The organism is Polynucleobacter sp. AP-RePozz3-80-G7 (genome assembly GCF_018882145.1).
Classification (GTDB): Bacteria; Pseudomonadota; Gammaproteobacteria; order Burkholderiales; family Burkholderiaceae; genus Polynucleobacter.
This window is the reverse complement of the sequence record NZ_JACVPC010000001.1, coordinates 841,854-854,039: the sequence shown is the minus strand read 5'-3', so window position 1 is coordinate 854,039 and position 12,186 is coordinate 841,854. Positions and strand designations below refer to the sequence as shown.

Genomic DNA, 12,186 nt, shown 5'->3' with positions numbered 1-12,186 from the left:
TATAGGCGTCACCATCTGCCAGGGATGGTGACGTAAATATTTTTTAAACGCAACTCCCCGCCCATATAGTTCATTGCAATTGGTCCTGCGTTGAATCGAGTGTCGCTCACTTGATGCGTTACCCCATTCAAAGTGATTGAAAGCTCTGTTCCAATGGCGCTAATCTGCATGTGATTCCATTGATTAGCCACCTTTGTTGGCTTCACTTTATTGAGCGACAAAATTGAGCCGGCACCAGAACCACCTGCCTGGTTAACTAAGGCTACCTCATAAGCTGTGTCCGTATTTATGTCACCTGGGTTGGCGCAACGAAAAAATACTGTCGCTTGCGCTTTGTCGGAAACCCAATAATCAAATGCCATTTGAAAATCAGGAACGCTTAAACGTGATACCAAAAGGCCCTGACCTTGCGTTACTTGTATCTCTTTATTATCAACCTGCCAACTTGCATTTCCATTCCTACCTCCATTCATTTTCCATGCAGAAAGATCGGAGCCATTAGTCATAGAAAATGCTGACCCAAGAGTAGTAATGATGGCCTGCGAATATACGGGCATAGGCATCCAAACAAGTACGCCTAATAGACTGAGACATGCAAAATAGTTTTTAACGGGGAAAGTATTTTTGAGCATAGAAGACTGAGGTAATGTGAATAAGTGTATAGCATCTCCATGCCCATCAGCAGAGCTTAAAAAGGGAGCAAGAAAAAAGCCCGCATTGCGGGCCTTTTTCTTTACATATCAAGCGGTGATTAAGAAACGATCACGAACCATGTAGTGTTGTGTGATTGAGCAACCATCAAGAACAACATTGGTACGGATAGCAATGTATTCAAACGAGATGTCAACATCGCAACGCGAGCAGATTTTGCCTTAACGTCAGCTTCAACAGCAACGATACCAAGAGCGCGCTTTTGATTTGGCCAAATAATGAACCAAACGTTAATAGCCATTACCAAGGCAATCCACATACCTAAACCGATTGCGCGGAACGGGGCTTGCAATGTGAAGGCTTGATGAAGGTAACCATTTAAAGCGGCCACAATCAAACCCGTTAGCACAGTAAACAAAGCCGCGTAACGAAACCAGAACAATGCTGCTGGAGCAATGACTTTGCCAATCGCTGGCTTTTGCTCATCGGGAATCTTTGGCATTGATGGAATCTGCACAAAGTTAAAGTACCAGAGCAAACCAATCCACATCACACCGCACATCACGTGCAACCAGCGGAAGACAAACGGAAGTTCAGCAGAACTAAAGTTGCCGCCTAAAGCCAAAATAATAAGGGCGAGCAGGACAAAACCGGCAAAAATAGTGCGTCCCAAAGAGGTCAAGATTGATGTCATTAGATTTTCCTAAATGAGATAAATTAAATTAAGCAAAATTTTGGCTAGCAAAATCCCAATTCACTACATTCCAAAAATTTTCTACATATTTTGGACGTGCATTACGTGTATCAATATAGTAGGCATGCTCCCAAACATCACATGTCATTAATGGCTTAGCATCTGTGGTGAGAGGCGTTGCAGCATTACTAGTGGAAGCAAGATCAAGACTACCATCTGCTTTTTTAACCAGCCATGCCCAGCCTGAGCCAAAAGTTCCCACAGCACACTTTGTAAATTCTTCTTTGAATTTATCAAATGAGCCCCACTTGGCATTGATAGCATCAGCCAATGGGCCGCTAGGTGCTCCACCACCATTTGGCTTCATGCTTGACCAATAAAAGGTATGGTTCCAGACCTGTGCAGCGTTATTAAATACACCGCCTGTAGATTTCTTAATGATGTCTTCAAGAGATGAATTTTCAAACTCAGTCCCTTTAATCAAATTATTTAAATTAGTGACATAAGCCTGGTGATGTTTGCCATAGTGATACTCCAAAGTTTCCTTAGAGATATATGGGGCCAAAGCATCGAGTGCATATGGCAACTGAGGTAAGGTATGTTCCATTTGTATTCCTTTTAATTACATTACGCCAAATATAGACAAATTTTGGATAACTATAGACTATTCTGCGGTTTTTGTTTGATCCAAGAAAAAGGCCAGTAAAGCAGCTTACTGGCATTAATTTCAATAGTGTTTACTAAGGATTATTGAGCAGTCCAACCACCATCCATATTCCAAGCTACTCCACGCACTTCAGAGGCATCTGGCCCACATAGGAAAACCGCCAAGGCTGCCAATTGCTCTGGGCTCACAAACTCTCCAGATGGCTGCTTTTCGGATACCAAGGCAATCTTAGCGGCCTCATTGGAAATGCCTTCGCGTTCTGCACGAGCATCTACCTGTTTCTGAACCAATGGAGTAAGAACCCAGCCCGGACAAATTGCATTACAAGTAATACCAGTGCGAGCATTTTCCAAGGCCGTCACTTTGGTTAATCCAACAATGCCATGTTTTGCAGCAACATAGGCAGCCTTCTGAGTAGAAGCTACTAGGCCATGTACTGAGGCGATATTAATAATGCGGCCCCAGTTACGTTTTTTCATACCAGGCAAGGCATGGTGTGTTGTGTGAAATGCTGAACTTAAGTTAATGGCGATGATGGCATCCCACTTATCTGTTGGAAATTCTTCAATGTTTGCAGTGTATTGAATGCCAGCATTATTGATTAAGATATCCAGCGAACCAAAACGCTTCTCTGTTTGCCTAATTAGATCTTCGATCTCAGCGGGCTTGCTCATGTCTGCGCCATGGTAATCAACCTCTACTCCGCAAGCTTTAATTTGAGCAATGGCTTCATCTTTCTCGCCAAAACCATTGACCATGATGTTGACGCCTTGTTTAGCCAGTGCAATAGCCATTCCTAAGCCAATACCGCTAGTGGAACCAGTAACTAGTGCTGTTTTACCTTTTAATGTGGACATATCATTTACCGTATCAAGTTAATTAAAAGGGCTGCAGACTGCTTTATGGCCCCAAAACTTGATGTTACAGGATGTGTTGAACTACCCCTGGAGGCGATGCACCAGGGGTAGTCAGAACCTATAAATATTAGATTTTCTTGAGAGCCCGCAGGATCTTTTCGCAGGTGATGGGCTGATCAAAGACGGATGCATTTAATGGCGCCAAGGCATCATTAATAGCGTTTTGAACTGCACCTGGCGCTCCGGCCGTACCAGCCTCACCCGCCCCTTTAGCACCCAATTTGGAAGATTGGGTAGGCGTCTCAACGTGAGCAACCTCAATATCCGGCATCTCATTAGCCATCGGCACTAAGTAATCTGCCATGCTGCCATTGCGCAACAAACCACTTTCGTCATAGAGGCACTCTTCAAACAGAACGCCGCCAATACCTTGAACGATTGCACCGCGCACTTGTTCATTGACCAACATTGGATTGATAACGCGTCCACAATCCTCTACCGCCCAATGCTTCAATAACTTTACAAAGCCTGTGTCTGGGTCAACCTCAACATAAGATGCTTGGACCCCATTCGTGAAGATAAACGGGTATTCCTTTTGAGTGTAGTGACGTGTCACCATGAGATCTGCAGAAAATCCTGCCGGTAAAGTATCAGTGCGGAAATAACCCACTCTACCCACTTCACCAAACGGCAACAATTGCTCACCAGTCGCTTTATCTAAGATGTATCCACGACGCGCAGTGAGTTCTGCAACAGGCCGATTCAAAATGGCGCCCGCCAGTTTAATAATATTTTCTTGTAGGGCTTGAGAAGCCAAGAGAACCGCTTCACCGCCAACACCTGCTCCACGTGAAGCCCACGTGCCACCGCCGTAAGGAGTCACATCGGTATCACCAGTAATAACGCGCACTTGGTCGATTGAAACACCGACAGCATCAGCCGCAATCTGGGTATAGATACCTTCAGTACCTTGACCTTGTTCACCAACACCAATCAAGACTGAAACCACACCACTAGGATCCATGCGAACGGTAGCGCCATCCTGAGAGGCAATGCGAGCACCTCCTACGCCATAGAAAGCAGGGCTTGGATTGGTTAGCTCAATTAATGTTGCAAACCCAATGCCGCGATAGATCCCTTTTTTGCGCAACTCAGCCTGCTCTTTACGCAATGCAGAATAATCCATCATCTTTTCGATGGTTCGCAAACATTGCTCATGTGATAGAACTTCCAACTTAATTCCAGAAATTCCAGAGCAAGGATAAGCATCATCCGGAATGACGTTACGTTTACGAAACTCGAGCGGATCCATTTGTAATTTTTGCGCAGCCAAATCCACTAAACCTTCGGTCACAGCACAAGCAATCGGATGACCTACCCCACGATACTGACAAGTGGGTGTTTTATTCTGAAAAACGACATTCAGCTTAGCGCGATAGTTTTGATGCTTGTAAGGACCACCGACCAAGTTCACGACTTGATTGCCTTCAATAGCGCTAGTTCTAGGGAACATGGAGTATGGGCCAATTGCAGTCAGATCATCGATCTCAAAAGCCAATATATCGCCTGCCTTATTGGCAGCTATACGTCCTTTAATACGATGCTCACGCGCATGAATATCACTGGTAAATGATTCAAGACGGTCTGCAACAAACTTCACCGGGCGCTCAAGCATCATGGCAAGCCCTACGGTAGCAAAGTCATCTGGATAGGCATGCACCTTAATACCAAATGATCCGCCCACATCCTTACAAATGACATGCACATCTGATTCCGAAAGCCCAAACTGACGACAATATAGATCTTGCATCATGTGTGGCGCTTGTTGCGAATGGTACACAGTGAGGCGACGATCGCCTGGGTTGTAATCTGCAATCTGACAGCGCGGCTCAAGTGTTACGCCGGTATGGCGCCCAAATCCAAAAGTAGCTTCTGCTACCACGTCAGCAGTTGCAAATACTTCTTCCACATTACCGACATCTAAAGTACGGGTGAAGCATAAATTGTCGCCAAGGTCGGGATGAATAACCGGAGTATCTGCATCAAGCGCGGTTTCCATGGAAACGACCGCCGGCAACTCTTCCCACTCAACATCGATATGCTGCAGAGCATCTTCCGCCTGCGCTCTAGTTTCTGCAACTACCGCTACCACCGGCTCACCCTGCCAACAAGCACGATCAATTGCTAAGGCGTGTTGAGGGGCGGACTTCATACCAGCTAGGTGGCCCAAAGTGGCTACCCAAGGCTTGCAAATTTTCGCCATTTGCACGCCATCTACAACTGCAAGAACACCAGGCATCTTACTGGCATGCTCTGTATGAATTTTGCCGATTTTCATGTGTGCTACCGGGGAACGCCAGAACACCACATGCGCCATACGAGGCAATTGAATATCGTCAATGTAAGTGCCCTGACCTTCAAGCAGACGACGAGCCCCATGTCTTGGTTCGCTATGGCCTATGTATCGCTGATCATTTGTTACGGGATCGAGCACCATTCCTTTTAAATCACTTGGCTTATTCATAATGCGTTTTCCTCAATACCTTAGGCGTTAGCAAGGACAGGTTTAATTTTTTGACCCTTGGCACGAGCATCCAATACATCGACGATTGCATCGACGATAGAGTGGTAACCAGTGCAACGACAATAATTACCTGAGATCCATTCGCGCACTTGTTCGCGCGTTGCTTTTGGTTGTTTCTCAATCAACTCTGCTGCAGCTAACAACATGCCAGAGGAGCAGAAGCCACACTGCATAGCGTTGTGGCGCATGAAAGATTCTTGCAGATCAGTCAAAACACCGTTTTTAGTTAGACCTTCCACGGTCTCGACTACGCTGCCATCGGCCTGTACTGCCAGAAATAGGCATCCGCGAATGATTTGTCCATCTACCTTGACGGTACAAGCTCCGCACGCGCCCTGCTCGCAACCCAAGTGAGGGCCTTTTAAATGTAAATCTTCACGTAAGAAATCCACCAAATGTCTGCGTGGCTCAATCTCTGCATTGACGAGTCGACCATTCACGGTCATTGAAATTTTTTTCTTCAAACTCATTTTGATCTCCGAATTCTTGTGCCGATGCTTGCTGTTTGAGTATTAAGCAATCATGTGCTTGAGTCCACGCTCAAGCAATACACCAATTAAATGTTGTTTCGCTTCTGCGCTATTGGTAATGTCTGCAATGGCTTCGATTTCATTACGCGCTTCGGCTACGGCCTTGGTAATTAACTCAACGTTGAGTTTTTGGCCATTGATTAAATCCTGCGCTTTAGTTGCCATTACTGGCGTAGCGCCAACAGAAAAGAATGTAAAGGCGCAATGAGTCAAAACATCACCCTGCTTCTCTGCAACTGCAGCTAAACCAGCAACCGCGTAGTCGCCATGACGTCTAGCCAGCTCATGAAAATAGAAAACTGCTTGCTTGCTTGCCATTGGAATCTCAGTCGCCACGAGAATTTCATCGGGCTCTAATGAGGTCGTATACAAGTCAATGAAAAAATCGTTTGCAGAAATTCGGCGCTCGCCCGCTGGACCATGAATCACCATGGTGGCACGCAGAGTCAAGCTACAAGCGGGCCATTCGGCGGCTGGGTCACCGTATGCCAGTGAGCCTCCCCAAGTGCCAAGATTACGAATAGCGCGATGGGCAATATGTGGAGCGGCAGCTTTTAAAAGTGGTGCATGTTTTGCAACTAATTCTGAATCTTCAATTTCAGTATGGGTCACTAGAGCGCCAATACGCAAACTATCGCCAACAACCGAAATACCTTTGAGCTCAGCGATATCAGTAATATCGATTAACACTTTGGGCTCAGACAAACGCATATTCAACGTGGCCAATAAAGTTTGCCCACCCGCAATTAATTGCGCATCATCGCCGCCCTGCTCAAGCAAAGATAATGCCTCTTGTAATCTTTTGGGCTTTACATAATCGAATGCTGCAGATTTCATTAAGTCTCCTCCACCACCAATGTATTAAGCTTTTCTAGCTTTTTATTTTTTTGCGCTACTTTTTTATTACCGCTCTTTATTTACCGCCAGCGTCTGACTCCAACGCCACTGTCTCCCCGCCTAATTCTTTTGCAAATTTCTGAAAAAAATCATCTGCAATCTTTTTTGCCGATGCGCTAATTAAGCGACCGCCAATTTGACCTAACTTGCCGCCAATCGAGGCTTCCGTCGTATAAGAGACCAAAGTACCTCCTTCGGCTTGCTTTAGCTCCACTCGTGACTTACCTTTGGCAAACCCTGCCGCCCCACCAGACCCTTCAAAGGCCATAGAACAAGACTGGTCCGGGATAATGTCACTTAGGAGCAATTTCCCTGCAAAACGGGCTCTAACGGGTCCAATTTTGAACATCACCTTGGCATGAATCTCTTCTGGGGAGATGCGACTAATCTCCTCGCAGCCAGGAATGGACTTGGCTAACACGTCAATATCGTTCAAACCCTTCCATACTTCAGGGATTGGAGCGGATATGAGTTGCTCGCCATTTAATTCCATTTGATCTCCTTGGGGTTTGTACGAATAGAGTCTTATCTACCAATTGTTCAACAATGTACCATTATTTAACTTTTGGTCAATAAGTCCAAATTCGGATAAACCCTGAGAATCCATGCGTTTTACTGAAGATAGTGTTTCCAGCCCAAATACTGCTGAAAGTTCAGAGGGCTCTTTGGCGCCCATCCGAAAAAGAATGGGTACAGCCGAGCGGAAACGCCAAATATTGGATAGCGCTATTCAGTTCTTTGCCAGAAATGGTATCGATGGCCAATTAAGAAATTTATCCAAAGAGTTGGGTATCACTCACACCCTGCTCTATCACTACTTCCCCACCAAAGATGCGCTGATTCAAGAAGTCTATAAAGAGGTCTTTGAATCTCGCTGGAAGCCAGAGTGGGAAGAACTGCTGGATGATGATTCCCTTACTCCCGAAGAAAAATTCAATGCGTTCTATTTGGACTACTCCAACACAGTCTTAACTTATGACTTTGTGCGCATTTTGATTTTTTCTGGCTTAAGTGATCACTCTATTAGCGATCGCTTCTTCGAGCTCTTGCGCACGCGCTTATTACCAAGACTCATTCGCGAAACTCGCAAGTATTGCGGCAGGTCTGATGCATCAAAGCCCACCCAGCGTGAACTTGAATTTCTCATGGGATTGCATGGTGGCGTTTTCTATATCGGCATGAGACGTTGGATCTACGGGCAAGCCATCTATGCCGCCGAAAGCCCCAATACAGAACAAGAGATCATTCGCGACCGAGTGCAGTCTTACCTTCACTCTGCTAAATCACTGTTTGCTTAATTCAAAAGGTATCTATGTCTAATCTAAGCCTAAATCACTTCTCCATCCGCAGTCTAGAGATTGAAAAAACGACTGAATTTTTTAGCAAGCTCCTTGGCTTAACTGTTGGTCCAAGACCTGAGTTTCCTTTCCCAGGCGTCTGGCTATACAACGGTGATGAGAGTAGTTGGGCTAATGCAGTCTTGCACCTCATTGCTATCGACAAAAATGATCTGAACGGACTGAAAAAATATTTAGGTGAACGCGACCCCAGCACACTCCATGGATCTGGCGCAGTAGATCACATTGCTTTTTTTGCGACCGGCCTAGAAGAAAAAATTGCTCTCCTAAAGAAACTCAATGTTTCTTATCGCGAGCGCACTGTACCTGTCCTGAAGCTCCACCAAATCTTTTTGGATGATCCTAATGGTGTAGTTATTGAACTCAACTACCCAGCTGAAGAAAAAGCAGCCCTGGATGCAAAAGCGGCTTAGGAGTTATTGATGGCAAAAATTCTAGTTGTAGGCGGCTCTCTTGGTGGTTTATTCGTGGCAAATATTTTGCTGCGCCAAGGGCATGACGTTACTTTGCTAGAAAAGACTATTGGATCCTTGGACGGTCGTGGCGCCGGCATTGTCACCCATGATGCTTTGGCTGAAGCACTACGCGCTGCTGGAGTGACTGTTGATGAAACACTCGGCGTACCCGTGACTAAGCGTGTCACTTTGGGTGCTGACGGTCAAAGCCTTGGTGAAATGGAGTTACCTCAAGTATTAACCTCTTGGAGCCGCCTTTATCACATGCTCAAAGAAAGTTTTCCAAGCGAGCGCTACCTTCAAGGCAAGACAGTGAAGTCGGTTACGCAAGATGCGAACGCCGTAAAGGTACTTTGTGAAGATGGCAGTCAGTATGACGCAGAGCTACTCATTGCATCCGATGGCATACGCTCTGCAGTGCGAGCGCAAGTCGCACCAAAGATTCAACCTGAATATGCAGGCTATATAGCTTGGCGTGGCGTGTGTGACGAAGCCTGCCTATCAAGGAACACTCTAGAGACTCTATTCAATCGCTTTGGCTTTTGTTTGCCCAATGGCGAGCAAATGCTGGGTTATCCAGTTGCTGGTTCTGGCAATGACACGCGTCCAGGCAAGCGTCGCTATAACTTTGTTTGGTATCGCCCAGCCTCAGAGCATGAGGAGTTGGTAAGCCTTCTTACAGACGATGATGGTCATCACTACCCTACCGGCATCCCACCACTCAAAGTGTCTTGGAAGCATATCGCTCGCATGCGAAAAGTGGCGCAGGAGATCTTGGCACCCCAATACGCAGAAATATTAGAAAAAACAGCCGCACCATTTTTACAAGCCATTTATGACGTGCGCTCCGAACAAATTGTCTTTGGCAGAATCGCACTCATGGGCGATGCCGCTTTTGTTGGTAGGCCGCACGTAGGTATGGGTGTTACCAAGGCCGCTGATGAGGCAATAGTGATTGCAAAGCATATTGCCGCACATGGCGCTACCCCAGCAGCGCTCAACGCATACAGCGAAGAGCGCTTAGAGCTAGGCCAACAAGTAGTGGCTAGAGCCCAATATTTGGGTCGCTATATGCAAGCCCAAGGAAGTAAGGGCAATAGGGATAACGAGAAGTTAAAAAGAAATGCCGATACTGTGATGGCGGAAACCGCGATTGATATCAGCGATCTATTAGCTCAAGGGAAAGCAGTGCCTGAATCTGCGCATTAAAAGGTGCATTCAGTTAAGATTTAAAACAATAAAAAGTATTCTTATTTAACAAAGTTTTATATGGAGGAGACAACCATGAAACAAAAAGTAACGAATCAAACAAGACGCAAGATGTTAATTGGTGGAGCCGCAGCAGCAAGCACCCCACTTTGGTTAAACGTGGCAAATGCTCAGACTGACACTATTAAGATCGGCTTTCCAACGCCGTTGACAGGACCCTTCTCAGCAGAAGCTCAGGATCAGGTGAAGGCGGCTGAATTAGCCATCAAAGAATTTAACGATGCAGGCGGCCTTAACGGACGTAAGGCAGAGCTTCTAGTGAGAGACACCAAGCTCAACGCTGGAGAAGCCGCAACTCGTACTTTGGAGTTGATTGAAAAAGACAAAGTTAACTTTGTCGTTGGCTCACTTTCAGCGGCAACACAACTTTCTATCAATGCCGTTTGCAAAGAGCGTAAAGTTCTCTTTAACTCCATTAGTCAATCTGATGCAATTAACGAAGCGAAAGACTGGAGTGTTTATACATTCCACGAAGCACTAAACCCAACAATGACTGCTGGCGCTGTAGCACGTTACTCTATTCCACGTTTTGGAAAGAAGATTGTGTTCTTAACAGCTGACTATGCTTACGGCCATGAAATGGTGCGCGCGTTTGAGCGTGCTGGTAAAGAAATGGGTGCTACAACCCTGGCTGATATTCGCCATCCATTGGGCACATCAGATTATTCAGCATTCTTACCGCGTATCAAAGCCTTGAATCCAGATATTTTAGTTTTATGCAACTTTGGACGTGACCTGGTGAATTCAGCAAAGCAGTGTACTGATTTTGGTTTGAAATCCAGCATGAAAATTGTGGCGCCTGTTTTGCTCTACACCTCACGCATTGCCGGTGGAGCAGAAGCATTTGAAGGCATTGCTGGTGGAACCTCCTACTATTGGGGTCTGGAGGATCGTATCCCGCAAGCAAAAGCATTTAACGATGCCTACAGAAAAGCATACAACGGCTCCGTTCCTTCTGATTACGGTGCATTAGGTTATGCAGGCGTTAAAAGCGTACTTGCATCAGTCAAAATTGCAAAATCTAGCGACACTATGAAGGTGGTCGCTGCAATGGAAAATCTCAAGTATGACTGGTACAAGGGTCCCGAATACTATCGTAAATGCGATCATCAAGCAGTTCAATCTGTCATCATCATCGAGTCAAAATCAAAAGATATGAAAGATAAGTATGACGTCTTCAAGATTTTGACGATTGAACCTACTACAGAGAAAAACATGCGTTCTTGTGCAGAGCTAGGTCACAAGGCCTAATCCAAAACTTCAGGGTGAATTTCTAATTCACCCTGATTCACTCCTCAAAACCACTTGGTGGAGGGGAGTTTTTTCTGAGTACATTTATGACCGGTCTTACATTCGAACTTCTCTGCATGCAATTGCTTACAGGTATCGCCTTAGGCAGTATTTATGCACTTCTAGCCCTTGGCCTATGTCTCATTTTTGGCATGCTGAACGTGGTGAACTTTGCACATGGCGCCTTCTTTATGGTGGGTGCATTTTTAGGCGTCTACTTCCTGGGTATCACCGGAAGCTTTTGGTTCAGTCTGGCACTAACACCCCTAATAACAGGCTGTATTGGTCTTGTAACCGAGCGTTTCTTAGTTAGGCCGCTCTATGGTCGCGGTCTCGATTACCCCCTTCTTCTTACCTTTGGTCTTTCTTATGTTTTGATCGAAGTTATACGTATAACCTTTGGCATCGAAGGCCTTCCGTCAGTTACCCCAGAGGGTCTTGGCGGAACAGTGAATGTAGGCATTGGTTATTTCCCTAAATATCGCCTCTTCCTCATTGCGGCTACTGCAGTCGTCATTTTGGGTGTTTGGTTCTTCATTCAAAAGACGCGTTATGGCCTCATCATTAAAGCCGGCGCTGCCGACCAAGAAATTGTGAAGGTCTTAGGCATCGATATTGCTAAGGTTTGGCTTTTGGTTTTTGGGTTGGGTTGCGCAATTGCCGGTCTTTCAGGAATTCTTGCCTCACCAACACGCTCAGTCAATCCAGAGATGGGTATTCCCATTCTGGCGGAATCTTTTGTGGTGACCGTTGTAGGCGGCATGGGCTCTCCAGTCGGCGCAGTGCTGGCTGGCTTGTTAGTGGGTGTGGTCTACAGCATGACCTCCCTCTTCTTCCCCGACTTAGCAGAACTTTCCATTTTTGTACTGATGGCTGTAGTGCTGTTAATTCGCCCACAAGGTTTATTTGGCAAAGCAGGAGCAATGGGCTAAGG

13 protein-coding genes are annotated in these 12,186 nt (G+C 45.9%); 5 read left to right on the top strand and 8 right to left on the bottom strand.

The annotated features are described in order from the left end of the window. Nucleotides 1–8: 8 nt before the first annotated feature. The 8 genes from ICE90_RS04635 to ICE90_RS04600 form a co-directional block, all read right to left on the bottom strand. Nucleotides 9–563 (bottom strand): DUF1080 domain-containing protein, encoded by a 555-nt coding sequence (locus ICE90_RS04635; protein WP_216191157.1) that lies wholly within the window; start codon nucleotides 561–563, stop codon nucleotides 9–11. Nucleotides 564–751: 188 nt separating this feature from the next. After that, entirely contained in the window at nucleotides 752–1,345 is a 594-nt protein-coding gene (locus ICE90_RS04630; protein ID WP_215321756.1) for a urate hydroxylase PuuD, read from the bottom strand. Between the two features lie 28 nt (nucleotides 1,346–1,373). Beyond that, the gene (locus ICE90_RS04625; protein ID WP_216157169.1) at nucleotides 1,374–1,952 is read right to left on the bottom strand and encodes a superoxide dismutase; all 579 of its coding nucleotides are present in this window, start codon (nucleotides 1,950–1,952) and stop codon (nucleotides 1,374–1,376) included. A 140-nt stretch (nucleotides 1,953–2,092) separates the two neighbouring features. Next, complete coding sequence (locus ICE90_RS04620) at nucleotides 2,093–2,869, bottom strand: 3-hydroxybutyrate dehydrogenase (RefSeq protein WP_216191156.1); 777 nt, start codon at nucleotides 2,867–2,869, stop codon at nucleotides 2,093–2,095. Nucleotides 2,870–2,996: 127 nt separating this feature from the next. Further along, nucleotides 2,997–5,393 (bottom strand): xanthine dehydrogenase family protein molybdopterin-binding subunit, encoded by a 2,397-nt coding sequence (locus ICE90_RS04615; protein WP_215321753.1) that lies wholly within the window; start codon nucleotides 5,391–5,393, stop codon nucleotides 2,997–2,999. A gap of 20 nt (nucleotides 5,394–5,413) precedes the next feature. Further along, nucleotides 5,414–5,923: a (2Fe-2S)-binding protein gene (locus ICE90_RS04610; RefSeq protein WP_215359658.1), complete on the bottom strand. Its 510-nt coding sequence runs from the start codon at nucleotides 5,921–5,923 to the stop codon at nucleotides 5,414–5,416. A 42-nt stretch (nucleotides 5,924–5,965) separates the two neighbouring features. After that, on the bottom strand, nucleotides 5,966–6,820 hold the full coding sequence (locus ICE90_RS04605; RefSeq protein WP_216157175.1) for a xanthine dehydrogenase family protein subunit M: 855 nt from the start codon (nucleotides 6,818–6,820) through the stop codon (nucleotides 5,966–5,968). 76 nt (nucleotides 6,821–6,896) lie between these two features. Further along, nucleotides 6,897–7,373 carry a CoxG family protein gene (locus tag ICE90_RS04600; RefSeq protein ID WP_072582970.1) on the bottom strand — a complete coding sequence of 159 codons (477 nt, stop codon included), beginning with the start codon at nucleotides 7,371–7,373 and terminating at the stop codon, nucleotides 6,897–6,899. Between the two features lie 112 nt (nucleotides 7,374–7,485). Between ICE90_RS04600 and ICE90_RS04595 the strand changes: the two genes are divergently transcribed. From ICE90_RS04595 to ICE90_RS04575, 5 genes are all read left to right on the top strand, one after another. Next, complete coding sequence (locus ICE90_RS04595; protein ID WP_216860970.1) at nucleotides 7,486–8,178, top strand: TetR/AcrR family transcriptional regulator; 693 nt, start codon at nucleotides 7,486–7,488, stop codon at nucleotides 8,176–8,178. Nucleotides 8,179–8,192: 14 nt separating this feature from the next. Then, nucleotides 8,193–8,651: a glyoxalase gene (locus tag ICE90_RS04590; protein ID WP_215321750.1), complete on the top strand. Its 459-nt coding sequence runs from the start codon at nucleotides 8,193–8,195 to the stop codon at nucleotides 8,649–8,651. 9 nt (nucleotides 8,652–8,660) lie between these two features. Beyond that, nucleotides 8,661–9,902: an FAD binding domain-containing protein gene (locus ICE90_RS04585; RefSeq protein WP_216191154.1), complete on the top strand. Its 1,242-nt coding sequence runs from the start codon at nucleotides 8,661–8,663 to the stop codon at nucleotides 9,900–9,902. Between the two features lie 75 nt (nucleotides 9,903–9,977). Next, on the top strand, nucleotides 9,978–11,213 hold the full coding sequence (locus tag ICE90_RS04580; protein ID WP_251368527.1) for an ABC transporter substrate-binding protein: 1,236 nt from the start codon (nucleotides 9,978–9,980) through the stop codon (nucleotides 11,211–11,213). Nucleotides 11,214–11,299: 86 nt separating this feature from the next. Then, the gene (locus ICE90_RS04575; protein WP_215321748.1) at nucleotides 11,300–12,184 is read left to right on the top strand and encodes a branched-chain amino acid ABC transporter permease; all 885 of its coding nucleotides are present in this window, start codon (nucleotides 11,300–11,302) and stop codon (nucleotides 12,182–12,184) included. The last annotated feature ends 2 nt before the right edge of the window (nucleotides 12,185–12,186 follow it).